This window comes from Pseudomonas sp. LPB0260 (assembly GCF_013388395.1).
The window spans coordinates 3,526,765-3,549,824 of the sequence record NZ_CP058247.1; the positions used below are offsets into that span (position 1 = coordinate 3,526,765).

25 protein-coding genes are annotated in these 23,060 nt (G+C 64.1%); 13 read left to right on the plus strand and 12 right to left on the minus strand.

Going from position 1 to position 23,060, the window contains the following annotated elements; all coding sequences use genetic code 11:
* Positions 1-5: 5 nt before the first annotated feature.
* Positions 6-839, minus strand: coding sequence for a TatD family hydrolase (locus tag LPB260_RS15880; RefSeq protein WP_208706785.1), 834 nt, complete (start codon positions 837-839; stop codon positions 6-8).
* A 233-nt stretch (positions 840-1,072) separates the two neighbouring features.
* Here LPB260_RS15880 and LPB260_RS15885 point away from each other — a divergent pair, with 233 nt between their 5' ends.
* Together LPB260_RS15885 and LPB260_RS15890 are read left to right on the plus strand one after the other, a co-directional pair.
* Positions 1,073-2,464, plus strand: coding sequence for a transglycosylase SLT domain-containing protein (locus tag LPB260_RS15885; protein ID WP_208706786.1), 1,392 nt, complete (start codon positions 1,073-1,075; stop codon positions 2,462-2,464).
* A 118-nt stretch (positions 2,465-2,582) separates the two neighbouring features.
* Positions 2,583-3,017, plus strand: a complete 435-nt coding sequence (locus LPB260_RS15890) for a DoxX family protein (protein ID WP_208706787.1) — start codon at positions 2,583-2,585, stop codon at positions 3,015-3,017.
* A gap of 45 nt (positions 3,018-3,062) precedes the next feature.
* Here the strand turns inward: LPB260_RS15890 and LPB260_RS15895 are convergent, their stop codons facing one another.
* From LPB260_RS15895 to thpR, 3 genes are all read right to left on the minus strand, one after another.
* The gene (locus LPB260_RS15895) at positions 3,063-4,097 is read right to left on the minus strand and encodes a lipase secretion chaperone (RefSeq protein WP_208706788.1); all 1,035 of its coding nucleotides are present in this window, start codon (positions 4,095-4,097) and stop codon (positions 3,063-3,065) included.
* 77 nt (positions 4,098-4,174) lie between these two features.
* Positions 4,175-5,119, minus strand: a complete 945-nt coding sequence (locus LPB260_RS15900) for a triacylglycerol lipase (protein ID WP_208706789.1) — start codon at positions 5,117-5,119, stop codon at positions 4,175-4,177.
* Between the two features lie 220 nt (positions 5,120-5,339).
* Positions 5,340-5,864, minus strand: a complete 525-nt coding sequence (gene thpR, locus LPB260_RS15905) for an RNA 2',3'-cyclic phosphodiesterase (protein ID WP_208706790.1) — start codon at positions 5,862-5,864, stop codon at positions 5,340-5,342.
* Positions 5,865-6,085: 221 nt separating this feature from the next.
* Between thpR and LPB260_RS15910 the strand changes: the two genes are divergently transcribed.
* Positions 6,086-6,394: a class I SAM-dependent methyltransferase gene (locus tag LPB260_RS15910; RefSeq protein ID WP_208706791.1), complete on the plus strand. Its 309-nt coding sequence runs from the start codon at positions 6,086-6,088 to the stop codon at positions 6,392-6,394.
* 9 nt (positions 6,395-6,403) lie between these two features.
* Here the strand turns inward: LPB260_RS15910 and greB are convergent, their stop codons facing one another.
* Genes greB through LPB260_RS15925 form a run of 3 tightly spaced genes read right to left on the minus strand, consistent with a single transcriptional unit; the run spans position 6,404 to position 10,123 of the window.
* Positions 6,404-6,901: a transcription elongation factor GreB gene (gene greB / locus LPB260_RS15915; RefSeq protein ID WP_208706792.1), complete on the minus strand. Its 498-nt coding sequence runs from the start codon at positions 6,899-6,901 to the stop codon at positions 6,404-6,406.
* 34 nt (positions 6,902-6,935) lie between these two features.
* Positions 6,936-9,440, minus strand: coding sequence for an ABC transporter permease (locus tag LPB260_RS15920; protein ID WP_208706793.1), 2,505 nt, complete (start codon positions 9,438-9,440; stop codon positions 6,936-6,938).
* Positions 9,440-10,123: an ABC transporter ATP-binding protein gene (locus tag LPB260_RS15925; RefSeq protein ID WP_208706794.1), complete on the minus strand. Its 684-nt coding sequence runs from the start codon at positions 10,121-10,123 to the stop codon at positions 9,440-9,442. Before LPB260_RS15925 ends, LPB260_RS15920 begins: the two co-directional genes overlap by 1 nt.
* A gap of 10 nt (positions 10,124-10,133) precedes the next feature.
* Here LPB260_RS15925 and LPB260_RS15930 point away from each other — a divergent pair, with 10 nt between their 5' ends.
* The 3 genes from LPB260_RS15930 (at position 10,134) to LPB260_RS15940 (ending at position 12,111) form a co-directional block, all read left to right on the plus strand.
* Positions 10,134-10,739 carry an arylesterase gene (locus LPB260_RS15930; RefSeq protein WP_208706795.1) on the plus strand — a complete coding sequence of 202 codons (606 nt, stop codon included), beginning with the start codon at positions 10,134-10,136 and terminating at the stop codon, positions 10,737-10,739.
* A 58-nt stretch (positions 10,740-10,797) separates the two neighbouring features.
* On the plus strand, positions 10,798-11,079 hold the full coding sequence (locus LPB260_RS15935) for a hypothetical protein (protein ID WP_208706796.1): 282 nt from the start codon (positions 10,798-10,800) through the stop codon (positions 11,077-11,079).
* 75 nt (positions 11,080-11,154) lie between these two features.
* Complete coding sequence (locus LPB260_RS15940) at positions 11,155-12,111, plus strand: L,D-transpeptidase family protein (protein WP_208706797.1); 957 nt, start codon at positions 11,155-11,157, stop codon at positions 12,109-12,111.
* 135 nt (positions 12,112-12,246) lie between these two features.
* Here LPB260_RS15940 and oprI read toward each other — a convergent pair whose 3' ends face one another.
* Positions 12,247-12,498 (minus strand): outer membrane lipoprotei OprI, encoded by a 252-nt coding sequence (oprI, locus tag LPB260_RS15945; protein ID WP_003239826.1) that lies wholly within the window; start codon positions 12,496-12,498, stop codon positions 12,247-12,249.
* Between the two features lie 577 nt (positions 12,499-13,075).
* Between oprI and LPB260_RS15950 the strand changes: the two genes are divergently transcribed.
* Both LPB260_RS15950 and LPB260_RS15955 read left to right on the plus strand, forming a co-directional pair.
* Positions 13,076-14,341 (plus strand): hypothetical protein, encoded by a 1,266-nt coding sequence (locus LPB260_RS15950; protein ID WP_208706798.1) that lies wholly within the window; start codon positions 13,076-13,078, stop codon positions 14,339-14,341.
* Between the two features lie 20 nt (positions 14,342-14,361).
* Positions 14,362-14,643 carry a GNAT family N-acetyltransferase gene (locus tag LPB260_RS15955; RefSeq protein ID WP_208706799.1) on the plus strand — a complete coding sequence of 94 codons (282 nt, stop codon included), beginning with the start codon at positions 14,362-14,364 and terminating at the stop codon, positions 14,641-14,643.
* 56 nt (positions 14,644-14,699) lie between these two features.
* On the opposite strand, the gene LPB260_RS15960 is transcribed toward LPB260_RS15955, so the two are convergent.
* Positions 14,700-15,776, minus strand: a complete 1,077-nt coding sequence (locus LPB260_RS15960) for a 3-deoxy-7-phosphoheptulonate synthase (RefSeq protein WP_208706800.1) — start codon at positions 15,774-15,776, stop codon at positions 14,700-14,702.
* Between the two features lie 172 nt (positions 15,777-15,948).
* Positions 15,949-16,368: a PilZ domain-containing protein gene (locus tag LPB260_RS15965; protein WP_208706801.1), complete on the minus strand. Its 420-nt coding sequence runs from the start codon at positions 16,366-16,368 to the stop codon at positions 15,949-15,951.
* On the opposite strand from LPB260_RS15965, the gene LPB260_RS15970 reads away from it, so the two are divergent.
* From LPB260_RS15970 to cysB, 4 genes are all read left to right on the plus strand, one after another.
* Positions 16,367-16,753, plus strand: coding sequence for a thioredoxin family protein (locus tag LPB260_RS15970; RefSeq protein ID WP_208706802.1), 387 nt, complete (start codon positions 16,367-16,369; stop codon positions 16,751-16,753). The genes LPB260_RS15965 and LPB260_RS15970 overlap by 2 nt on opposite strands.
* A 164-nt stretch (positions 16,754-16,917) precedes the next feature.
* Positions 16,918-17,823 carry a 5'-nucleotidase gene (locus LPB260_RS15975; protein ID WP_208706803.1) on the plus strand — a complete coding sequence of 302 codons (906 nt, stop codon included), beginning with the start codon at positions 16,918-16,920 and terminating at the stop codon, positions 17,821-17,823.
* A gap of 113 nt (positions 17,824-17,936) precedes the next feature.
* Positions 17,937-18,437, plus strand: a complete 501-nt coding sequence (locus LPB260_RS15980; RefSeq protein WP_208706804.1) for a universal stress protein — start codon at positions 17,937-17,939, stop codon at positions 18,435-18,437.
* A gap of 118 nt (positions 18,438-18,555) precedes the next feature.
* Entirely contained in the window at positions 18,556-19,530 is a 975-nt protein-coding gene (gene cysB / locus LPB260_RS15985) for an HTH-type transcriptional regulator CysB (RefSeq protein WP_208706805.1), read from the plus strand.
* Between the two features lie 137 nt (positions 19,531-19,667).
* On the opposite strand, the gene LPB260_RS15990 is transcribed toward cysB, so the two are convergent.
* Together LPB260_RS15990 and LPB260_RS15995 are read right to left on the minus strand one after the other, a co-directional pair.
* On the minus strand, positions 19,668-21,257 hold the full coding sequence (locus LPB260_RS15990; protein WP_208706806.1) for an ABC-F family ATPase: 1,590 nt from the start codon (positions 21,255-21,257) through the stop codon (positions 19,668-19,670).
* Positions 21,258-21,376: 119 nt separating this feature from the next.
* Positions 21,377-21,655 (minus strand): peptidylprolyl isomerase, encoded by a 279-nt coding sequence (locus tag LPB260_RS15995; RefSeq protein WP_208706807.1) that lies wholly within the window; start codon positions 21,653-21,655, stop codon positions 21,377-21,379.
* Positions 21,656-21,819: 164 nt separating this feature from the next.
* On the opposite strand from LPB260_RS15995, the gene LPB260_RS16000 reads away from it, so the two are divergent.
* The gene (locus tag LPB260_RS16000; protein ID WP_371926098.1) at positions 21,820-23,019 is read left to right on the plus strand and encodes a PilT/PilU family type 4a pilus ATPase; all 1,200 of its coding nucleotides are present in this window, start codon (positions 21,820-21,822) and stop codon (positions 23,017-23,019) included.
* Positions 23,020-23,060 lie beyond the last annotated feature (41 nt).

Sequence of the window (23,060 nt, forward strand, 5' to 3'; positions counted from 1 at the left end):
CCGGTTCACCAGGCAGGCTGATCCGCGCCGACCTCGGCAACGCTCGGCAGGTTGAAGAAGTGCCGGGCGCAGGCGGTGCTGTGGGCCGCGAGGCTCTCCAGCGTTTCGCCCCGGTGCAGAGCCACCTCACGCAGCACTTCGACCAGCAGGGCCGGCTCGTTGCGCCCGCTCTTGGGCTTGGGCCGCAGGCTGCGTGGCAGCAGGAAGGGCGAGTCGCTTTCCAGCATCAGCCGGCCGACCGGGATCTCCCGCACCAGTGGGTGCAGGTGGCTGCCGCGGCGTTCATCGCAGATCCACCCGGTGATGCCGATATGCAGGTCCAGGTCCAGGTAGTTGAACAGCGCACGCTTCTCCCCCGTGAAGCAGTGCACCACCGCGGCCGGCAGGCGATCCCGGTAGTCGCGCAGGATCTCCAGCAGGCGCTGGTCGGCATCGCGCTCATGCAGGAAGACCGGCATCTGCAGGGCGGCGGCCAGGGCCAGCTGTTCTTCCAGGGCCTTCTCCTGCTGCGGGCGCGGCGAGAAGTCGCGATTGAAATCGAGCCCGCATTCGCCAACCGCGCGCACCCGTGGCTCGGCCAGCAGGGCCTTCAGCCGCGCGGCGCTGTCGCTGTTCCAGCTCTTGGCGTCGTGGGGATGGACGCCGGCAGTGCTGAACAGGCGCTCGCCGGAATCGTCCAGCTCATGGCACAGCTCGGCGGCCTGCTCGCTCTCGTCCAGGCTGGTGCCGGTCACCAGCATCTGGCAAACGCCGGCGGCGAATGCGCGCTCGAGCAGGGCTTGGTGCTGGTCTGCAAAGCTTGGGTGGGTCAGATTGACGCCGATGTCGATGAGCTGCATGGTGCTACCTGGCGGCCGGAGGGGCCAGCATAGCAGAGCTTTTTGCCTAACCATAAATTGATCAAATTCAAATACTTGGGCGGCTATCTTGAGACTGGGTGACAGGCTGCTCTGGCTTCCAGGCGCGCGCTGTGCGAACCTCCGCGCGCCGCGCACTCCGGGAACTTGCACGGCACTGCCGCACTCTCACTCGGCCTGCTCTTGCAGCGAGTCGACCCTGTCTTGGAGCCGCGATGTCGCGAGTGTTACTGGTGCTTTGCCTCCTGCTAGTGCTACCGCTGGCGGCGATGGCGCGTGTGGCGGGTCCGCAGGAAGTGGTGCGCCCGGCACTCACGCGCGATCTGGCGGGCATCCGCAGCAGTGGCGAGCTGCGCGTGCTGGTCAACCAGAGCCGCAACAGCTCGGGGGAGATCAAGGGACAGAGCATCGGCGTGGAGTACCATCGCCTGCGCGCCTTCGAGCAGTATCTCAACAGGACGGGGCGCACCGGTGCGGCGCTCAAGCTGAAGATAATTCCCAAGGCCAAGGACCAGCTGCTCGCCGCCCTGCGGCGCGGAGAGGGCGATCTGGTGGCGCCCGGCGAACTGCTCGGCATGGGCGCCGGTCGCGATATCCGCGCCAGTACCGCCATTCGCAGCGACGTCCCGCTGATCATCGTGGCCCGGCAGGGCGATCGCCGCTACCAGAGCCTGGAACAGATGTCCGGCCGCAGCCTGGCGCTGCCGGCCGGCAGCGCCGCAGGCGAGGCGATACGGCGGCTCAACAAGCAGCTGCTGCAGGACAAACGGCCGCCGATCATCATCGAGTGGGTCGATCCGAGCCTGGCCGTCGAGGACGTGCTGGAGATGGTCCAGGCCGGCATCTTCAGCGTCACCGCGGTCGAACAGCCGATTGCCGAGCGCTGGGCCAAGGTCCTGCCGAAGTTGCGCCTGGAGCGCCATCTGGTGCTGGCCAGCGACGGTGACCTGCGCTGGTTCATGCGCAGGGACGCACCCGCGCTGGCGGCGAGCATCGACCGCTTCCTCAAGAGCTATCGCAGTCCCGACGACCAAGACGCCTCCTTTCAGCGCATCTACCGACGCCTGTACAAGGTGCATTACCCCCTGGGGCGCGCCGAACGCCAACGCCTGGAGAAGTTGCGTCCGGTGCTCCAGCGCCATGCCGGCGAACAGAAGTTCGACTGGCTGGCGCTCGCCGCACTGGCATTCAAGGAGTCGACCCTCAACCCGAACGCGCGCGGTGCGGGCGGCGCCACCGGCCTGATGCAGATCACCCCGGCCGCGGCCCGCAGCGTCGGGGTCGGTAATATCGTGGCGCTGGAGAATAACGTGCAGGCCAGCGCGCGCTACCTGGCGATGATCCGCCGCAACTACTTCGCCAGTGCCCAGCTCAACGAGCGCGAACGTATGGCCTTCGTGTTGGCCGGCTACAACCTGGGGCCGCAGCGGGTGCAGAGCATGCGCGCCGAGGCGCGGCGGCGTGGCCTCAACCCCAATCAGTGGTTCTTCCAGGTCGAGCGAATCGCCATGGAGCAGGTCGGCATGGGCGTGGTCAGCTACGTCAACAGCGTCAACAAGTACTACCTAGCCTATGACCGCGAGCGTTATCTGCTTGAGCCGCACTAGCTAGTATTGAGCACATACATCCAAATATATGATGATTTCTAGCGAATAAATCCGCTTTTTATATCTATAAATTAGTTTAGTCTGTGCGCATCACCACCCTACAACAGGAATGCTGCACATGAACGCTCTGATCAAATCTGTGGTTGCTACGCAAGCGGGCTATGGCCTGACCGTTTTGCGCGTCATCGCCGGGCTGACCTTCGCCGCCCACGGTGCGCAGAAGCTGTTCGGCTGGTTTGGCGGCTACGGCCTGGACGGTGTCGCACAGTGGATGGAAAGCATTGGCCTGGCGCCGGGTTATCTGATGGCTCTGCTGGCCGGCAGCGCCGAGTTCTTCGGCGGCCTGGCGCTGATCTTCGGGCTGTTGGCCCGGCCGGCGGCGGCCGTGCTGGCGGTGACCATGCTGGTGGCGATCGTCAGCGTGCATCTGGCCAACGGCTTCTTCATGGCCAACAACGGTTATGAATTCGGCTTGGCGCTGCTGGCGATCAGCGTGGCGGTATTGGTCGAAGGCGCAGGCAAGCTGTCTTTGGACAAGCGCCTCGCCAACTAGAACCGAGCACCCCGGAAGGCCCGCCAAGCGCGGGCCTTCCGCGTTTCAGGGGGCTGCCTGGCTGCGCACCTGGGCCAGCTGCTCGGCGGCGTCCAGGCGCAGGCGTTCGCGTTCATCGAAGCGCTCGCCGGCCAGGCGCTCGATGGCCGCAGCCTTGTCGGCGGGGCTGAGGCCGCGACTGGCTTCGATCCTGGCTTTGGCCTGCTGGTAGTCGGCCAGCCGCCGCCCCCAGGCCTGGCGCTGCTGATCTAGGGCTTCGAGGCGCTGGGTCGCTTCGGCGCCAACCATCTGCAGGCGCAACTGGCGCACCTGCTCGGGGCTGGCACCGTCGGCCTGCAGCTTGGTCGTTCGCCGGCGCAGCTCGTGCTGCAGTTGTGGCAGGAGGCTGGCCTGCAGCTCAGGCGGCAGGCTTTCGCGCAACTGATCGACCGCGCGGGCCTTGGCGTCGTCGTCCAGATCGCTGTCCTGTTGGATCGCCAAGCGTTGCAGGCTAAAGCGGTTGTAGGCCTCTTCGTCGGCAAAGAATGCCTGGCGTGCGTCACCGCTGAACAGGCGGGCGCGCAACGCCTGAACGGCCGCCTCGCGCTGGCGCAGGGCATCGAGATTGGCCAGCTGCGGCCAGTCGCGCTCCAGCAACACCAGTACGCGCTTGTAGTCCAGGTATTGGGTGAGCAGCGCCAGCGCCTGCCCCCGCGCTGGTTCCTGCAGCTGGCTGCGGATGTGGGCCTGTAGGCGTTCGACGCTGACCCGCACGGGTTCCTCGCCTATAGCGGCGAGGAAATAATCGAATATTCGCCGGATGTCCTGGCTGACGATCAGCTGGCCCGTCTCGTCGACACGAAACAGGCCGTCCACCTGGGTGCCGGCGAAGGAGCCGGGCAGCGCGATCATCCTGTCGTGCTTGGCGCTGGCGTCGACTGCCGGGACGGGGCGTGAAGGCTCGCTGGGGGCCTCCGGCGTGATGCTCTGGCTTGCCGCCTGGGGGGCGAGTTGGGCAGGCGTATGCGCCAGGTCCAGGTAAAGAAAGGCGGCGAAACAGGTCAGGACAACCAGGGGTGAGAACAACAACAGTTTTTTCACGGATTGATTCACCGGACAGCGTTGATCAGGCGCTCTAGGGAGCGCAGAGGTGGGGCCCTGCGGGCCCCGGTAGAGGGTCAGAGTCCGTCGTTTTTCAGGCGATTGGCATGCTGCCGATAGACAGTCACCGGATCGGTTTCGAACCAGCTGGTCAGGCCGAAGGTCTGGTTGACCTCGTCGAGGTGGTTCATCCGGTAGTTGTCACGGATCACCTTGCCCAGGTGCGAGCTGCAGCGCCCGACCAGCCCGTCGTTGGCTTCGCCGTTGAACGTCAGGGAGGTGGCACCGAGCAGCGCGTCGCTCGGATCGAGCAAGTGGGTCAGCGGGCTGGTGCCGCTCCAGGAGTAGTAGCGCACGCCATTGACGCTATAAGCGCCTTCGCCGCAGGCCGTGGTCGGCAACCCTTGCGGGTACTTGGCGTTGAAGCGAGCCGCACCTGCACTATTGAGCGACTCGAGGGCGCCAAGGGCATTCTGCGGATTGCTGCTGGAACTGCCGGAGAGGAAGTTGATCAGGCTGCCGAGGCCGTTGACGATGCCGGCCAGCAGCGTTTCGCCGGCCGAGCCCGGGGGAACCTGGCGGATGAAGTCGGCGGTGGCCGATCCCTTGTGGGGAGCGCCGACACTGGTCGCGGAGGCAACCAGCTGGGGGCGGACGGCGGCGACATAGCGGATGGTCGGGCCGCCGTGGCTGTGGCCGATCAGGTTGACCTTGGGTTTGCCGCTGATGGCGACTATTTCCTCCACCTGGGCCAGCAGCTCTTCGCCGCGGGCCTCGGTGGTGTTCAGTTGGCTGACTTCGGCCACGTAGACCTTGGCGCCATCGCTGCGCAGGGCGCTGGGAATGCCGTACCAGTAATCGACACCGAGGATGCTGTCGAAACCGAGCATGCCATGGGCCAGGACGATGGGGTATTTGGTCTGGGTGTAGCCGGTGGAGCCGAACCAACCGGCGTGGGTTTGCGCGGAGGCCAGGAGTCCGGCACCGAGGCAGAGGGCTAGCAGGGTCTTATTGTTATTCATGGGCGCTCTCGTAATGGGTTGTATCGGGTGTCAGGCGCGTTTCTGGCGCTGCTGGCGCCCATCCACGGCCCCTGCAACGCGGCACTGACAGGCGCAGGAAGCGTGCCAGCTTCGCCTTGAAGGGGACCGGGCGGCTCTGGAGTAGGTACTGGCGTGCTATTTGTGTTGAGGGATGCCGTTCTGCCCGGCACTGTCGCTGTTACGGGGCGAAACGCCTTTATTAGTCGTTTCGCAACAGTGGCCACTGCTGGAGCTGCTGGTAGACGCTGCCGCTCGGCCCCGTTTCGGAGGCGAACAGGGCGAAATGATCGACCGGCCAATCGAAAGTTGGGCGAGCCTTCGGCCGACGGGTGCTGCAGCGGCGCAGCAGGGTCAGGTGGGCGAGAAAGGGTCGAGCCTCCAAGCCGAATCCGCCCCCAAGCAGCGCTTCGTGCAGCTGCTCGACCAGCTCCAGCAGGGCGGCAGGCGGTTGACTTGGGGCCAGGTAGAGCAAACCGTTGCGCCGGTGCACCAGTCGGTCCAGTTGCAACTCGAAAGCCCTACTCTGCACGGTCGCGGCGAGGCCTTTCAGCTCCGCCAAACGACTGCCGGGCTGCTGGCCGAGGAAGGCCAGGGTCAGGTGCAGGTTGGCCGGGGGCACCGGCCGGCCCGGCAGGTGGAGCCCGTCGTGCCAGAGGCCAATGCGCTCGGCCAGGCCCGGTGGGCAGGACAGGGCGAAGAATAGGCGCAGGGTATCGTCGTGCATGGCGTGGCTTCGGCTGCGAGGTGGCAGTTGACAGTATTGCGCAGGCTTCTCTAGGATGCCGACTGCGCCGATTTAAACAGCTACTTGCGGGGCGCCGAGTTACCTGCCGAAGGCCGGGCTCTGAGAGGGTTTCTACGAAGCTCTCGAAATACCGCTAAAGCGCTGGTTCGGTGTCGCCTCTCACCGCTGCCCAGCGGGATTCCTGAGGCGGAGACGCGAGCATGACCTGTCCCCAACCGCTGATTCGATTGGCCCCGATAACCACGGGCCTGACCTTGCGCAACGCCAAGATCCTCCTTGGCGGCAGCCATCAGCCGACCCTGTTGCGCTACCTCGACGGCTGGCCGAAACGCTGGGGCGGATCGCCGACCTTCCTGATCCAGTTCACTCACGATGGGGAATCCCTGGCGCGATTTGCCAGCGACAGCTTCGATCTGGCGGTAGTGCAGGCGCCGAGCGCCGCTCAGCTGGAGGACGCGGTGCGCGAGCTGACCCGGGTCGCCCGCCAAGGCTTGATCACACGGCGTTAAGACCCCGACTCAGGGGTAGTCGATGGCGACCACATACCAGGTCTTTTCCCCGGTCGGCGTCTGTACCCGTACTTCGGCATCCAGGCTCTTGCCAATCAGGGCGCGGGCCAGGGGCGAGTCGATGCTGATCAGGTTCAGCTTCAGATCGAGCTCGTCCGGCCCGACGATGCGGTAGCGAGCCTCCTGGCCATCCTCATCCTCGAGGGTGACCCAGGCGCCGAAGTAGACCTTGTCCGGATCGCTGGGGCGTACGCTGACCACCTTGAGGCTTTCCAGGCGCTTGGTGAGAAAGCGCACGCGGCTGTCGATCTCACGCAGCATCTTCTTGCCGTAGGTGTATTCGGCGTTTTCCGAGCGATCGCCCTGGGCGGCCGCCTCGCTGACAGATTGAGTGACCTGGGGCCGGCGCACGTGCCACAGCTCATGCAGTTCGGCGCGCAGGCGCGCTTCGCCTTCGGGGGTGATCAGTGGGGTGCCGGCGGAACGGGGTGGACGATAACGACTCATGGGACTGCTTTGGCGATGGCAAGCCGCGATCTTATCAGCCCTCGCGCAGCACCGTCAGCGGGCTGACGTTCAACGCCCGGCGAGTGCCGATAACGCCGGCGCCGCCCACCAGCAGGGCGCCGATCAGCGGCAGGATCAGCAGCCAGGGGTGCGGCTGCCAGTTCAGGTCGAAGGCGTAGCGATACAGCAGGAAACTGATCAGCTCGCAGCCGAGCGCGGCCAGCAGGCCGCTGGCCGTCCCGAGCAGGGCGAACTCGCTGCGCCGGGCGCTGACCAGCAGGCGGCGCTCGGCGCCCAGGGCGCGCAGCAGTGCGCCCTGGCGAATGCGCTCGTCCAGCGTCGCCTGCAGGCCGGCGAACAGGACTGCGAGCCCGGCGGCGAGGACGAACAACAGCACATACTCGACGGCCAGGGTGACCTGGGCGACGATGCTGCGCAGCTGCGCCAGCAGGGCGTCGACCTGCAGCAGGGTGACGGCGGGGAAGGCGCGCGCGAGCTCGACCAGTTGGCGTTCCTGCCGCGGCGGCAGGTAGAAGCTGGTGAGGTAGGTGACCGGCAGATCCTGCAGGGTGTCGGGCTCGAAGATCATGTAGAAGTTGGGGCGGAAATTGTTCCAGTCCACTTCCCGTAGGCTGCTGACGCGGGCGTCGCGGCTGAGTCCGCCGACACTGAAGCTCAGGCGATCGCCGAGTTTGATCTGCAGACTCTCGGCCAGCTTTGATTCCACCGAGACGCCAGGTAGTTCGCCATCCTTGGTGGTGCTCCACCAGCTGCCGGCCAGCAGCTGATTGTCCGCGGGCAGCTCGCTGGCCCAGGTCAGGCTCAGGTCGCGGCGGATGGCGCGCTCGCCCTGACTGTCCTTGCTGACGACCTGACGCACCGGCTCGCCATTGATCTTGACCAGGCGCCCAGGAACGACCGGGTAGAGCGGCACGGGTTCCGGCGACAGTTTGGCCAGGCGGGCGGCGAAGGCGTCCTTTTCGGCAGGCAGCACGTTCAGGGCGAAATGATTGGGTGCCTTGGCGGGTAATTGTTCCTGCCAGGTGTCGAGCAGCTCGCCGCGCAACAGGGCGATCAGCGCCATGGCCAGGATGATCAGGCCGAAGGCCAGGGACTGTCCGACTGCGGCCAGCGGGTGGCGCAACAGCTGGCCGAGGCCGAGGCGCCAGGGCAGGGCGGCGCGCGACAGCAGTCGGCGCAGCGCCTGCAGGCCGAACAGCAGCAGGGCGCCAAGCAGCAGGGTGGCCAGCAGGCCGCCACCGAGCAGGGCCAGGGTCAACTTCAGGTCCAGGCTCAGGCGCCACATGATCAGTCCCAGTGCCAGCAGCGCGGCTCCATAGACCAGCCAGGAGCTGAGTGGAACCGGCAACAGGTCACGGCGCAGCACCCGTAACGGCGGTACCCGCCCGAGTGCGGCCAGCGGCGGCAAGGCAAAGCCGGCGAGGGCGACCAGTCCCGTGGCCATGCCGGCCAGGGCGGGGCCTGGCCCACCTGCGGGCAGATCGGCGGGAAGCAGACCCTGCAACAGATAGAACAGGCCATGCTGACCGAGCCAGCCCAGCAGGGCGCCGCTCAGGCTGGCGGCCAGACCCAGCATCGCCAGCTGCAGGCTGAACAGTCCCAGCGCCTGCCGGCGTGACAGGCCGAGGCAGCGCAGCAGGGCACTGGCATCGAAACGCCGGGCAGCGAAGCGCGCGGCTGACAGCGCTACCGCGACACCGGCCAGGAGAACCGCAGCCAAACTGGCCAGGTTCAGGTAGCGCTCGGCGCGCTCCAGGGCACCGCCGACCTGGCGGCTGCCGTCACGCGCATCCTCCAGGCGCTGGTTGGCGGCCAGGCTGGCCTCGACCGCCTGCCGGTAGGCGCTGAGCGCCTCGGGCGAGCCGCGCCACTGCTCGCGGTACCTGACCCGGCTGCCCGGCTGCACCACTTCGGTGGCTGCCAGATCGTCCAGGTGCATCAACACGTGCGGGGTCAGGCTATAGAAATCTCCGGCCTCATCCGGCAGGTAGGTCAGCACACGGCTCAGGCGCAGGCTGGTCGAGCCGAGCTCGATACGCTCGCCGACCTGCAGGTTGAGGGCCGTCAGCACCCGCGCCTCGGCCCAGGCCTCGCCAGGCCCCGGCCCGGCGCCGGGCTGCTCCGCGCCATAGGCGGCCGCCGCGCTCCTCAATTGACCGCGCAGCGGGTAATTGCCGTCGACCGCCTTGACGCTGACCAGCTGGATCGCTTCGTCGCTGGCGATCACGCTGGAAAACTCGACCAGCCGGGCGTGCTCCAGGCCCAGGCGTTTGCCCGCCTCGATCTGCGCGGGGGCGGCCGGCGAGCTGCCGGTCAGCAAGAGATCGGCGCCGAGGAACTCACTGGCGCGGCGCAGCATGCCGTCGTTCAGTCGTGCGCTGAAATAACCGATCGCCGTGCTGGCCGTGACAGCCACCAGCAGGGCAAAGAACAGCACGCGCAGCTCACCGGCGCGGGCATCGCGCACAAGCTGGCGAGTTGCCAGCCCCAGCAGGCGGGCGAAAGGCAGTCCAGTCATCAGGGTTCCACGTGATCGATCAGCCGACCGCCTTCCAGGCGGATAAGGCGCTGACATCGGTGGGCCAGGCGCTCGTCATGGGTGACCAGCACCAGGGTCGCGCCGCGTTCCCGGTTCAACTCGAACAGCAGCTCGCTGATGCGCTCGCCGGTGTGGCTGTCGAGGTTGCCGGTCGGCTCGTCGGCGAATAGCACCGCCGGCTCGGCGACGAAGGCGCGGGCGATGGCGACGCGCTGTTGTTCGCCACCGGACAGCTGGCGCGGGTAGTGGGTAAGGCGCTGGCCCAGGCCGACTCGGTCGAGCAGGGCGCGGGCGCGCTCGCGGGCATCGTGCCGGCCTTCAAGCTCCAGCGGCAGCATCACATTCTCCAGGGCGTTGAGGCTGTCGAGCAGCTGGAACGACTGGAAGACGAAACCGACGTGTTCGGCACGCACGCGCGCGCGCTGGTCTTCATCGAGGCGGCCGAGGTCGTTGCCCGCGAGGGTGACCTCGCCATCGCTCGGCAAGTCCAGGCCAGCGAGCAGGCCGAGCAGGGTCGACTTGCCTGAGCCGGAGCTGCCGACGATGGCCAGGCTGTCGCCCGAATTCAATTCGAGGGAAAGACCGTGGAGTATGGTCAACTCGCCTTCCGTGCTGGGAACCACTTTGCTAAGGTTCCGCGCGGTGAGAATGCTCGAGGTCATGGAGAATCCGATGCGTAGAGGGTTGGTTGTCGCCGTTTTCGCTCTGCTGCTATCGGTGCAGACCGCCGTGGCCGATACCGTGCTGGTGGTCGGCGATAGTATCAGCGCAGCTTTCGGCCTGGATACCCGCCAGGGCTGGGTCGCACTCCTCGAGCAACGCCTGGCCGCACAGGGCTACCCGCACCGGGTGGTGAACGCCTCGATCAGCGGCGACACCAGCGCAGGCGGCGCCGCTCGGCTTCCTGCGCTGCTTGCCGAGCATCGACCGAGCCTGGTGGTACTCGAACTGGGGGGCAATGATGGCCTGCGCGGACAGCCCCTGGCGCAACTGCAACAGAATCTTTCGGCGATGGTCGATCAGGCGCGGGGTAGCGGCGCTCGGGTGCTGCTCTTGGGTATGCGCCTGCCTCCTAATTACGGTGCGCGCTACACCCGGGGGTTTGCCGAGGTGTTCACCGCGCTGGCCGAGGAGAAGCAGGTCGCCCTGGTGCCGTTCTTCCTCGAGGGCGTTGGTGGCGCCCCAGGCATGATGCAGGACGACGGTATCCACCCCACGGCCGCCGCCCAGCCGGTCCTTCTGGAAAATATCTGGCCGCGCCTGCAGCCGCTGTTGTGACAGGCTTTTCTGCACTCAACCTTTCGGCTAATGTGGCGCCCCCGCCCTGGAGCCCTCGATGCCGCGTCCTGCCTGGTCATTGCATGCCTATCAACTGATCGAGCCGGACGAACAGCTGGATCTGTTCGCCTGTCGGGAGGTACGCCTGCACCTGGTCGCGCGCCAGCTGGAGCTGGGCGAGTACGCCGATCGAACCCTGTGCGGCGGCCTGCTGCCCGCGCAACCGCGCTGGCGCGGGCTGGCCAAGCAGATGCTGCGCGACGCGCGCCTGTGCCCGGGATGCCGCGCCACCTTCGAGGCACAGCGCCGTGGCCTTAGACCCGATTGGCCGCTACGTTGAGTACTCCCGGATAGCCTGCGGGCGGTGTACAATCGCCTATTGAACTTGTCAGCCATTCTCGCCAAGGATTACCGGATGTTGTCGCGCATTCCTGCCGTCGCCCGCTCCCTGCCTCTCGCCGCATTGTTTGCCGCGGGCTCCGTCTTTGCCCTGGAGTTGCCTTTGCCGCCGCCCGGCGAGGACATCATTGGCCAGGTACAGGTGGTCAAAGCCAAATACGAAGACACCTTCGCCGATCTCGGTGTGGCCAACGACCTGGGCTACCTGGAGATGATCGCCGCCAACCCGGGCGTGGATGCCTGGCTGCCGGGCGAGGGGACCGAGATCATCCTGCCCACACGCTTTATCCTGCCGCCGGGTCCGCGCGAGGGCATAGTGATCAACCTGGCGGAGTACCGCATGTACTACTTCCCGAAGGGGCAGAACGTCGTGCATACCTATCCGCTTGGGATCGGGCGCGAGGGCTGGAGTTCGCCAGTGACCGACACCAAGATCACGGGCAAGACCCCGAATCCGGGCTGGACCCCACCCAAGTCGATTCTCGAGGAGCATGCCGCCAACGGCGATCCATTGCCGTCCTATGTACCGCCGGGCCCCAACAACCCGCTGGGTCCGTACAAAATGACATTGTCCGTGCCGGGTTACCTGATCCATGGCACCAACAAGAAATTCGGCATCGGCATGCGTGTCAGCCATGGCTGCTTCCGCATGCTCAACCAGAATGTGCTGCAGCTGGCCGATATGGTGCCGGTCGGAACGCCGGTGCGCATCCTCAACGAGCCGTACAAGTTCGGCCGCAGCAACGGCAAGATTTACCTCGAGGCGCATACGCCTCTTGAGGATGCGGGTGCAACGTCGGTGGTCGATAAGCACACTGCCGTGATCAACGCACTGCTCAAGCGCGAAGAGCTGGGCGATCTGCGCCTGGACTGGAAGATGGTGCGCGAAGTAGTTGCGGCCGAAGATGGTCTGCCGGTGGAAATAGCCGAGCCCGATACGACGCTGGTCAGCAGCGCTAGTTTGGCGTACTGAGTCGCCGACTGATGATAGAACCCGCCCTGCGCGAGCAGCGGCGGGTTTTTTATTGCCATTTGAATGACACTTTCCGCAGGCAATAAAAAAGCCGACTCAGAAACCTGAGTCGGCTCTAACAGCCGTTGCGGGCTATTACTTGCGGCTGGCTTTTTCCAGCATGCGCAGAGCGCGCTCATTGGCTTCGTCAGCGGTCTGCTGAGCCTTCTGAGCAGCGGCCAGAGCCTCGTCAGCCTTGCGATAGGCTTCGTCGGCACGGGCTTGAGCGCGAGCGGCTGCGTCTTCGGTAGCGGTCAGGCGCGCTTCAGTTTCTTTGGACATGCTGCTGCAACCGGTAGCCAGAACTGCGGCCAGGGCCAGAGCAGAGAATTTCAGAACGTTGTTCATCGTGTTCCCCTTAAGGTGGAGTTTTCCATAAAAGCAATTTCCCAATGGTGGGAAATTAGCCGGCGTACATACTACCTATAACCGGCAGTAAGTAAACGGAGCGCAGGTGGGCGCAGCGCATTTTTTTCACCATCTTGTGGCGTGCGACTATAAGTGGTGCCGTTTTGTATAAAAAACATACAGCTCGTCGAGGCTCTCCCTGTACTGCCCGGTAATCGCAAGAAGTCAGGATCGCGCAGCCGGCGCGGCCAAGTAACCGCAATTTAAGTTTCCCGCCTGCCGGCGTTTCCGGGCAGACCGCGGCGCGCCGGGGACAGCAGGCATGAAGGTTTATTGGTGCGGATCATCCGTTAGCGACGCGCTGGCATCACTGGTGCTTCTTGCAAGCGGCAGGCCGGTAGGGTGTGTTGCGTCTATTGTTTCCGGAGCGCCGCACTGATCTGCCAGGGAGCACGTGTCGCGGGGCCAGTCCTGAGGAGGCTAAGCCATTGATTCAGCATGGCCGATCCCGAGGTGGCCTGATAAGCTCCGGCAATCTGTAATTCGGAGTTACCTGTCTCGGGCCAAGGATGCATGCATGTCGAAGTTGATTAAATGGAGTTTGTTGGCGGTACTGGCGATTGCAGTGCTGATCAAGCTGTCCCTGTGGTTGTCGGTGCGTTCGGTCATGGACGATTTCGCCCAACGACTCTCGCCAGTCATGGATATTCGCTACGGCGGAATTACCTCGTCCTTCGATGGACGGGTAGGCTTGAGCAACGTGCAGATTCGCGTGCCTGCAATGGGCGATAGCCTGCAGGTGGCTCATGCCGAGCTCAAGTTCGAGGGGCTAGGCGAGCTGCTGCGCTTCAAGGAGCGCCTGGCCGAAGGCAAGTTTCCCGAGCAGATGGCCGTAAACCTCGAGCGCTTGAGTCTGAATGTGCACGGCCCGTTCATGCGCCAGCTCTATGCGGCGCCGGCCGAGCGCAGCCTGTTCACGGCAATGAGCGAGGTCGCTTGCGGCAAGGTTCGTAACATAGGTGCGGACGAGTTGCTGGATATGGGCTATCGCACCTTCGAGACCGACGGCCAGTTTTCCTACCGATTTCAGCCTGGCGCGCAGACGCTCAGTTTCAGCCTGACTTCCGATACCCGCGACATGGGCGAGTTGCGTGTTGCCTTGTCGGTCATGAATATGCCGGACAATCCTGGGGATCTGCGCGTCAATCCACCCCGCGTACAGCGGGTGAGTGTCGAGTTCAACGACAACCAGTACCAGCGCAAGGTACAGGACTATTGCGCCGCCAAGCTCGGGATGGATAGAGAGGCCTATTTGACGGCCTCAGTCGAGCAATTCCAGAGAGTGCTGCGTAGCCAGCGCATTGCGCTTGACCAGCCGCTACTGGATGCCTATGCCGACTACCTGGACGATCCGCAGTCGCTGCGGGTCGAGCTCGAGCCCACCGAAGGCATGGTCTGGGATGGCCTGCAGTTCTTCGATCCCAAGGATGTATTGGCGATGCTGCGACCGGTGGTCCTGGTCAATCGCCGGGCGGTGCAGCCGCTTGGGTTTTCCTGGGTCGATCCTGCTTCGCGACCTGCACCCGCTGCGCAAGAGCCAGAGGCCGAGCAGCGAGTCGGCTCTGTGGCGGACGGCGCGCGCACCGGCTTCGTCAGCGTGTCCAGTCTGGCCAATCATGTTGGTAAGCGTTTGCGTTTTGTTACCTACGATGGCATGTATTATCAGGGTATCCTGACGCGGGTTGCCAACAACAAGGCCTATCTCCGCCTGCAGGCGGGCAACGGTACGGCACAAATGTCGCTACGCCTGGAAAAAATCGATAAGGTTCGGGTGCAGTTCTAGGGTCCACGAGAGGAGTAGCAATGAGCGAGGCGTTGTCCATTCACCATGACCAGAGAGGTCATCAATTCGAGACCATAGTGGATGGGGATCGTGCCTACCTGGCGTATATGGACCTGGGCAAGCAAACCTTGGACATTTACCGGACCTTCGTGCCGAACTCGCTGCGAGGTCGCGGCATCGCCGCGGCACTGACAGAGCACGCCCTGCAGTACGCCGAGCGCACTGGCTATACGGTGATTCCCTCGTGCTCCTATGTCGAGCGCTATATCGAGCGACGCCAGCGCCTCACCGCCAAGAGTTGAGGGGGCGGGGCAAATAAAAAAAGCCGGGCAATGCCCGGCTTTTTAGTGCCGCCTGATCAGGCGCGATGCCGCTTTGGCAGCACATCCTTGAGCTTGGCATGCATGCCGCGCAGGGTCTTTTCGGTGCTGTCCCAATCGATGCACGCATCGGTAATGGAGACGCCGTACTTGAGCTGGGCCAGGTCCTTGGGGATCGACTGGTTGCCCCAGCCCAGGTGACTTTCCACCATCAGGCCGACGATCGATTGGTTGCCCTCGAGGATCTGATTGGCCACGTTGTCCATTACCAGGGGTTGCAGCGCCGGATCCTTGTTGGAGTTGGCGTGGCTGCAGTCGACCATGATATTCGGGCGGATGCCGGCCTTGGTCAACTCCTGCTCACACACGGCGACACTGACCGAATCGTAGTTCGGCTTGCCGTTGCCGCCGCGCAGTACCACGTGGCCATAGGCGTTGCCCTTGGTGGTGACGATGGATACGCCCCCTTCCTGATTGATACCGAGGAAGCGGTGCGGGCTGGAAACCGACTGCAGGGCGTTGATCGCGACGGTCAGGCCACCATCGGTGCCGTTCTTGAAGCCCACAGCGGAGGACAGGCCGGAGGCCATTTCCCGATGGGTCTGGGACTCGGTGGTACGAGCGCCGATGGCCGACCAGCTGATCAAGTCCTGAAGATACTGCGGGGAGATCGGGTCGAGCGCTTCGGTAGCGGTCGGCAGGCCCATCTCGGCCAGATCGCGCAACAGTTGACGGCCGATATGCAAGCCATCCTGAATCTTGAACGAGTCGTCCAGGTAAGGGTCGTTGATCAGCCCCTTCCAGCCGACGGTGGTGCGTGGCTTCTCGAAATACACGCGCATCACCAAATAGAGACTGTCCGACACTTCGGCGGCCAGCACCTTCAGCCGCTCGGCATATTCATGGGCGGCCTTGATGTCATGGATCGAGCAGGGGCCCACCACCACGAACAGGCGATGATCCTTGCCGTCGAGGATATCGCGAATCACCTGGCGACCCTTCGCGACAGTGCGCAGCGCGGAATCGGTCAGGGGAATTTCCCGCTTGAGCTGCGCAGGGGTGATCAGGGTCTCGTTGGAGGCAACGTTAAGGTCGTCGATCGGTAAATCAGCCATCGTGCTTTTCATCAGGTCAGGGTCGTCAGGTCACGGGTGCCGGCCGCCAGCGATCCCCGTGTGGCGGAGCACAGCAGTATGAGCACAGCGGGGAAGCTGAACCTTAGCGCGATAAGGGTCGGCGAGACAATGGGGCGAAGGGCGTTACTCGGCTCGCAGAGGGTAGGAATGGCTAAGTGAGGCTGGCGTCGGAGAATTCGCCGGCATGCTGGGCGATCCATTCCCCGGCGACGCTCTCGATCTGCAATTGCTGGCCGAGCTCCCGCTCACGTTGCCGGCGATAGTGCTCGATCTGGCAGACCTGCTCGACCATGCGGGCACGGAACAGCGTGTCCTCATCGGTAAATGCGATACCCACCAGATAGTCTTCGTCGAGCTTGTGACACCAGGCCACCACGCCCTCGTAGCGCGCCTGCTCGCCAAGTAGTGGGATACGCAGCTCAACTGCCGTGCCGCGGCGAAAACCGCGGCTGGAGTTGCACGCCACGCCGCCCAGGCTGATATTGTTCAGGCGCTGGCCGGGCAAGGCTTTCTGTTTGCGGAGCACGAGCTCCACGGGCATATCACTGGGATGACGCAAGAAACGACGCATGACTACCGACCCCCAATGCCATCAAATTGACATCGTTAATCACAGTATAGTGAACGAACTGCAATTGACCGATTTAGATGCGGATCGCCAACTGCTCGATCTGCCCGGTACCTCGTTGCTCATATTCACAAGCACGGGTTGTGCCAGCTGCCGCTGGGCGCGTCGGGAGTTGCCGCTGCAGCCGCTGCCTGTGGCGCGCCTGGCCTGGATTGATGCCGCCGACAATGCAGGATTGGTGGCGCGCTACGAGGTCTTCCACCTGCCGGCCCTGTTCGTGGTGCGCGATGGTCAATTTTTCGGCGCGCTGCAGAGCCGTCTGCGCACCGACGATCTACTCGACGCCCTGGCTGAGGCCCTCAGGCGTCCCGCGGACGATCTTCCTTGACTACAGCCCGCCAGGGTCCGCGTATATGCTGACAGTCGCGCATCGAGCCAGGTGTTGTCCCTGGCCGCCGCCGGGAGAGCGGGCGTCCACCGCCGCGGCTTCGCACCCCGTACCAAGTCCTGTGCTTTCTCGCTCAGGCCGACCACTAGAACGTTGAGGTGTGCATGAGCAAGGGAATGGGCGACAAACTGGTGCTGGCGATCTCCTCGAGCGCGCTGTTCGACTTGCGCGAGAGTCACCAGGTGTACGAAAGCCAGGGCGTGGAAGCCTATCGCCAGTACCAGATCGAGCACGAGGACGAGATCCTGCTCCCCGGCGATGCCTTTCCCCTGGTCGAGAAATTACTCGGCTTGAATCTCGCCCTGGGGCAGTCCCGGGTCGAGGTGATCCTGGTCTCGCGCAACAGCGCCGATACCGGCTTGCGTGCATTCAACTCGATCCAGCACTACGGACTGGGCATCTCCCGCGCCGCCTTCGTCGGCGGGCGCAGTCCCGACCCGTACCTGGCGGCCTTTGGCTGTCAGCTGTTCCTCTCGACCCACGCCGAGGACGTACGCAACGCGCTACGCTCGGGGTTTGGCGCGGCGACCATCCTCTCCGGTGGCGCCCGCCGGGCGGCGAGCAACGAGTTGCGCATCGCCTTCGACGGCGATGCCGTGCTGTTTTCTGACGAGTCGGAGCGGGTCTACCAGCAAGGCGGGCTGGAAGCCTTCCAGAGCCATGAACGCGACGCCGCGCGCCGGCTATTGGGCGGCGGCCCCTTCAAACCCTTCCTCGCCGCGCTGCATCTCTTGCAGCAAGAGTTTCCCGAGGAGTCCTGCCCGATTCGTACGGCGCTGGTTACCGCCCGTTCGGCGCCGGCCCATGAGCGAGTCATTCGCACCCTGCGCGAGTGGAACATCCGCCTGGATGAGTCCTACTTCCTGGGTGGGCTGGAGAAGGCGGCGATCCTCGAGGCTTTCGCCGCCGACGTGTTCTTCGACGACCAGCCCGGCCACTGCGAGAAGGCCCGTGAGGTGGTAGCCACAGGCCATGTCCCCCATGGCGTGAGCAACGAGCTGCAGCCCTAGTCGATCCCCCGTGCATATATCCATTCGTCCTAAATGGCCCCGCCTTAGTTGACTTGCGGAGCGCGCTGCTAAGCTCAGAAAAGGCCCGCCGCGCCGGCAGTCGAGGAGGCCGCATGATTCGCTCGATTCTTTATGCCACCGATCTTGGTCTTTACGCCCCATATGTCCTCCAGCACGCACTGGCGCTGACGCGTGCCTTCAACGCCGGTCTTTATGTGGTGCATGCGGTAGAGCCGTTGGGGCTATTTGCCGAGTCGGTGCTGCAGACCTATCTGGATGAGGATCGGCTCAAGGAGTTGCGCAGCAAGGGTCTGGACACGGTAATGGCGAGTATCGAGCAGCGTGTGCTGGAAGGATTTCGCGACGAACTCGGCGAGGCCCAGCATGAGCTTGACGTTATTCGCGCCGTGCGGGTGGTGCAGGGCGACCCACCGTTGGTCATTCTCGAGGAGGCGCAGAGGCTCGGCGTCGACCTGCTGGTGGTCGGCAGTCACAGCCATGGCACCGAGTTGGAAATACCGCTGGGGCGCACGGCTGCGCGCCTGCTGCAGTTGTCGGAAGTGCCGGTGTATCTGGTGCCGATGCTGCAGCACCGCGGACGGGGCGAAGCATGAAACGAAGAATCGGCAGCAGTTAAAAATAAACAGTCTAGATTTAACGTCTAAGCCACTAATATGGTTATATAAAGTTGCCGGCAAGTGCACGGCTGCCTACCTGCTCTGAGGGTTTTCTATGAAGCTTCAGCAATTGCGCTACATCTGGGAAGTCGCGCATCACGACCTCAACGTTTCGGCCACAGCGCAGAGCCTCTATACCTCCCAGCCGGGGATCAGCAAGCAGATCCGTCTGCTCGAAGACGAACTCGGCGTGGAAGTGTTCGCCCGCAGCGGCAAGCACCTGACCCGCGTCACCCCGGCCGGCGAGCGGATCATCACCACCGCCGGTGAAATTCTGCGCAAGGTCGAGAGCATCAAGCAGATCGCCCAGGAGTTCTCCAACGAGAAGAAGGGCACGCTGTCCATCGCCACCACCCACACGCAGGCACGCTACGCCTTGCCCACGGTGATCAGCAGTTTCATCAAGCAGTATCCCGACGTCGCCTTGCACATGCACCAGGGCACACCGATGCAGATTGCCGAGATGGCGGCCGATGGCACCGTGGACTTCGCCATCGCCACCGAGGGCCTGGAGCTGTTCAACGACCTGGTGATGATGCCTTGCTACCGCTGGAATCGCTGTGTGGTGGTGCCCCAGGGGCATCCGCTGGCCAAGCTGCCGAAGCTGACCCTGGAGGCCCTGGCCGAGCATTCGATCGTCACCTACGTGTTCGGCTTCACCGGCCGCTCCAAGCTGGACGAGGCGTTCAGCCACCGCGGTCTGACGCCGAAGGTGGTGTTCACCGCGGCCGATGCCGACGTGATCAAGACCTACGTGCGCCTCGGCCTGGGCGTGGGCATCCTGGCCAAGATGGCGGTGGACCCCAAACTCGACCCGGACCTGGTGGTGCTCGATGCCAGCGACCTGTTCGAGGCCAGCGTGACCAAGATCGGCTTCCGCCGCGGCACCTTCCTGCGTGGGTTCATGTGCGACTTCATCGAGACATTCGCCCCGCACCTGACGCGCGACGTGCTGGCCAAGGCCGTGCACTGTCATAACAAGTCCGAGCTGGAGGAACTGTTCCACGATGTCGAACTGCCGACCTACTAATCAAGGCGAATGACTGGTCGGCCGCGTGCCTGAGTTCATTCAGCTGGATTCATCGGCGACATAACAAATGCCCGTATCTTGCGATACGGGCATTTTCTTGAGCGGGGGGCTTGCCCCCAGGGGGGCACCAGCCGCGATCAGACCAGCACGCCCTGGCTGCGCAGGTAGTCGTCGTAGGTGCCGCTGAAGTCGACCACACCGCTGTCGCTCAGTTCGATGATGCGGGTGGCCAGGGAGGAAACGAACTCGCGGTCGTGGCTGACGAAGATCAGCGTGCCGGGATAGTTCTCCAGGGCCAGGTTGAGCGCCTCGATGGACTCCATGTCGAGGTGGTTGGTCGGTTCGTCCATCACCAGCACGTTGGGCTTCTGCAGGATCAGCTTGCCGAACAGCATGCGGCCCTGCTCGCCACCGGAAATCACCTTCACCGACTTGAGAATCTCATCGTTGGAGAACAGCATGCGGCCAAGGGTACCGCGCACCAGCTGCTCGCCGCCCTGGGTCCACTGACCCATCCAGTCGAACAGGTTGCAGTCGTCGGCGAATTCATGGGCATGGTCCTGGGCGTAGTAGCCCAGCTCGGCGCTGTCGGTCCATTTCACGGTGCCGGCATCCGGGGTCAGCTCGCCGACCAGGGTGCGCAGCAGGGTGGTCTTGCCGATACCGTTGGGGCCGATGATGGCCACGCGCTCGCCGGCCTCGACCTGGAAGCTGAAGCCCTTGAACAGCGGCTTGCCGTCGAAGCCCTTGGCCATGTTTTCCACGGTCACGGCCTGGCGGTGCAGCTTCTTGGTCTGCTCGAAGCGGATGAACGGGCTGACCCGGCTGGACGGTTTGACTTCGGCCAGCTGAATCTTGTCGATCTGCTTGGCCCGCGAGGTGGCCTGCTTGGCCTTGGAGGCGTTGGCCGAGAAGCGGCTGACGAAGGTCTGCAGCTCGGCGATCTGTGCCTTCTTCTTGGCGTTATCGGCCAGCAGCTGCTCGCGCGACTGGGTCGCCGCGGTCATGTACTCGTCATAGTTGCCCGGGAACAGGCGCAGTTCGCCGTAGTCCAGGTCGGCCATGTGGGTGCACACGCTGTTGAGGAAGTGACGATCGTGGGAAATGATGATCATGGTGCTGTTGCGCGCGGTCAGCACGTTTTCCAGCCAGCGGATGGTGTTGATGTCCAGGTGGTTGGTCGGCTCGTCGAGCAGCAGCACGTCCGGGTCGGAAAACAGCGCCTGGGCCAGCAGCACGCGCAGCTTCCAGCCGGGCGCTACCTCGCTCATCGGGCCGAAGTGCTGGTGCAGCGGGATACCCAGGCCGAGTAGCAACTCGCCGGCGCGGGATTCGGCCGTGTAGCCGTCCAGCTCGGCGAATTCGGTTTCCAGCTCGGCCACCGCCATGCCTTCTTCTTCCGTCATTTCCGCCAGCGAGTAGATGCGGTCGCGCTCGGCCTTGATGCGCCACAGCTCGTGGTGGCCCATGATCACCGTGTCGATCACGTTGAACTCTTCGTAGGCGAACTGATCCTGGCGCAGCTTGCCGAGGCGCACATTGGGCTCGAGCATCACCTGGCCGGCCGACGGCTCGAGGTCGCCGCCGAGGATCTTCATGAAGGTCGACTTACCGCAGCCATTGGCGCCGATCAGGCCGTAGCGGTTGCCGTTGCCGAACTTGACGGAAACGTTCTCGAACAGCGGCTTGGCGCCGAACTGCATGGTGATATTGGCGGTAGAAATCACGAATCTTGATCCAGAAAGCGGGCGCACGTGCGCGAAAGGGGCGCGATTGTAGCGGTTTAGCCCGCACAAGGGCAGGGCCAGGGATGGGCGGCGCGGTGTTCGCGGCGACGGCGGTACGCTCAGTCGCGGAAGAACACCTGCACCAGGTGATAGCCGAACTGGCTTTTCACCGGCCCATGGACCTCGCGCAATGGCTTCTTGAAGATGACCTGATCGATCACCCGCACCATCTGCCCCGGGCGTACTTCGCCAAGGTCGCCGCCACGCTTGCCGGACGGGCAGGTGGAGTGCTTGCGCGCCAGCACATCGAAAGCCTCGCCGGCGGCAATGCGCTTCTTCAGGGAGGCCGCCTCCGCTTCGGTCTTGACCAGGATGTGGCGGGCCATTGCCTTTGCCATGACGGGTTCCTCATTTTGGCTGGCCGTGTATTGTGCCAGTAATTGCCGCGCCAGCAGAATGACGTCAGCTTCAAGACTTCTGTTTCGCCGGGAGTGATGGCCGAATTTGGCCTAACGTATTAATTCCATCCAACGGAAGCCCCGCCCCCATGGATCTTCACTCGATGCTCAAAGTCCTGGCCAGCCAGGATGGTTCCGACCTCTATCTGTCGACCGGCGCGCCGCCCTGCGCCAAGTTCAACGGCGTGCTCAAGGCCCTCAGCCAGGAGCCGCTGAAGGCCGGGGAGGTGGCGCAGATCGCCCAGTCGATCATGGATGTGGCGCAGCGCGAAGACTTCGAGCGCGAGCTGGAGATGAACCTGGCCATCTCCCTGGGCGGCATCGGTCGCTTCCGGATCAACATCTTCAAGCAGCGTAACGAGGTGTCCATCGTCGCCCGTAACATCAAGATGGAGATCCCCAAGTTCGAGGACCTGAAGCTGCCCGAGGTGCTGCTCAAGACGGTGATGGAGAAGCGAGGCCTGGTGCTGTTCGTCGGCGGCACCGGCTCGGGCAAGTCGACCTCCCTGGCGGCGCTCATCGACTACCGCAACCGCAACAGCGGCGGCCACATCATCACCATCGAGGACCCGGTGGAATACGTGCACCGGCACAAGAAGTCGATCATCAACCAGCGTGAAGTCGGCGTGGACACCCGCAGCTTCCACGCGGCCCTGAAGAACACCCTGCGCCAGGCGCCGGACGTGATCCTGATCGGCGAGATCCGCGATCGCGAGACCATGGAGCACGCCCTGGCCTTTGCCGATACCGGCCACCTGGCGATCTCCACCCTGCACGCCAACAACGCCAACCAGGCGCTGGATCGGATCATCAACTTCTTCCCCGAGGAGCGCCGCCCGCAGTTGCTCAATGATCTGGGCAACAACCTCAAGGCCTTCGTTTCCCAGCGCCTGGTGAAGACCAGCGACGGCAAGCGCCGCGCGGCCGTGGAAGTGCTGCTGGGCACGCCGACCGTGCGCGACCTGATCAAGCGTAACGAGCTTTCCGAGATCAAGGAGATCATGGAAAAGTCGAAGAACCTCGGCATGCAGACCTTCGATCAGGCGCTGATCGACTTGGTCCATGAGGGTGCCATCGACGAGGATGAGGCGGTGAAGAACGCCGACTCGGCGAACAACGTGCGCCTCAAACTGAAGCTCTACCGTGACAGTCCTGAGGCAGCGGCCCCGGCGCCCGCCGTTGCCGAAGCAGCGGCCGCCGCGGAGACCAAGGCGGCAGAGGCGGGCGACTGGGCGCTCGAGTTGAAGCTGGAAGAGATCGAAGAGGAACAGCCGTCAGAAGACCCGGGGCGCTCGGGCATCTAGTACCACGCCGCTGCCCGGGACCCTGCTGTGCGGGGAAAATT

Excerpts from the sequence above, each read along its gene's own strand:
- LPB260_RS15925 (WP_208706794.1), bottom strand. The coding sequence starts at position 10,123 with ATGACCTCGAGCATTCTCACCGCGCGGAACCTTAGCAAAGTGGTTCCC.
- oprI (WP_003239826.1), bottom strand. The coding sequence starts at position 12,498 with ATGAACAACGTTCTGAAATTCTCTGCTCTGGCCCTGGCCGCAGTTCTG.
- LPB260_RS15880 (WP_208706785.1), bottom strand. The coding sequence starts at position 839 with ATGCAGCTCATCGACATCGGCGTCAATCTGACCCACCCAAGCTTTGCA.
- thpR (WP_208706790.1), bottom strand. The coding sequence starts at position 5,864 with ATGCACGACGATACCCTGCGCCTATTCTTCGCCCTGTCCTGCCCACCG.
- LPB260_RS16000 (WP_371926098.1), top strand. The coding sequence starts at position 21,820 with ATGCTCAAAGTCCTGGCCAGCCAGGATGGTTCCGACCTCTATCTGTCG.
- LPB260_RS15950 (WP_208706798.1), top strand. The coding sequence starts at position 13,076 with ATGTCGAAGTTGATTAAATGGAGTTTGTTGGCGGTACTGGCGATTGCA.
- LPB260_RS15885 (WP_208706786.1), top strand. The coding sequence starts at position 1,073 with ATGTCGCGAGTGTTACTGGTGCTTTGCCTCCTGCTAGTGCTACCGCTG.
- LPB260_RS15930 (WP_208706795.1), top strand. The coding sequence starts at position 10,134 with ATGCGTAGAGGGTTGGTTGTCGCCGTTTTCGCTCTGCTGCTATCGGTG.
- LPB260_RS15995 (WP_208706807.1), bottom strand. The coding sequence starts at position 21,655 with ATGGCAAAGGCAATGGCCCGCCACATCCTGGTCAAGACCGAAGCGGAG.
- LPB260_RS15975 (WP_208706803.1), top strand. The coding sequence starts at position 16,918 with ATGAGCAAGGGAATGGGCGACAAACTGGTGCTGGCGATCTCCTCGAGC.
- greB (WP_208706792.1), bottom strand. The coding sequence starts at position 6,901 with ATGAGTCGTTATCGTCCACCCCGTTCCGCCGGCACCCCACTGATCACC.
- LPB260_RS15900 (WP_208706789.1), bottom strand. The coding sequence starts at position 5,119 with ATGAATAACAATAAGACCCTGCTAGCCCTCTGCCTCGGTGCCGGACTC.
- LPB260_RS15920 (WP_208706793.1), bottom strand. The coding sequence starts at position 9,440 with ATGACTGGACTGCCTTTCGCCCGCCTGCTGGGGCTGGCAACTCGCCAG.
- LPB260_RS15970 (WP_208706802.1), top strand. The coding sequence starts at position 16,367 with ATGACTACCGACCCCCAATGCCATCAAATTGACATCGTTAATCACAGT.
- LPB260_RS15960 (WP_208706800.1), bottom strand. The coding sequence starts at position 15,776 with ATGGCTGATTTACCGATCGACGACCTTAACGTTGCCTCCAACGAGACC.
- LPB260_RS15890 (WP_208706787.1), top strand. The coding sequence starts at position 2,583 with ATGAACGCTCTGATCAAATCTGTGGTTGCTACGCAAGCGGGCTATGGC.
- LPB260_RS15980 (WP_208706804.1), top strand. The coding sequence starts at position 17,937 with ATGATTCGCTCGATTCTTTATGCCACCGATCTTGGTCTTTACGCCCCA.
- LPB260_RS15910 (WP_208706791.1), top strand. The coding sequence starts at position 6,086 with ATGACCTGTCCCCAACCGCTGATTCGATTGGCCCCGATAACCACGGGC.
- LPB260_RS15955 (WP_208706799.1), top strand. The coding sequence starts at position 14,362 with ATGAGCGAGGCGTTGTCCATTCACCATGACCAGAGAGGTCATCAATTC.
- LPB260_RS15940 (WP_208706797.1), top strand. The coding sequence starts at position 11,155 with ATGTTGTCGCGCATTCCTGCCGTCGCCCGCTCCCTGCCTCTCGCCGCA.
- cysB (WP_208706805.1), top strand. The coding sequence starts at position 18,556 with ATGAAGCTTCAGCAATTGCGCTACATCTGGGAAGTCGCGCATCACGAC.
- LPB260_RS15965 (WP_208706801.1), bottom strand. The coding sequence starts at position 16,368 with ATGCGTCGTTTCTTGCGTCATCCCAGTGATATGCCCGTGGAGCTCGTG.
- LPB260_RS15935 (WP_208706796.1), top strand. The coding sequence starts at position 10,798 with ATGCCGCGTCCTGCCTGGTCATTGCATGCCTATCAACTGATCGAGCCG.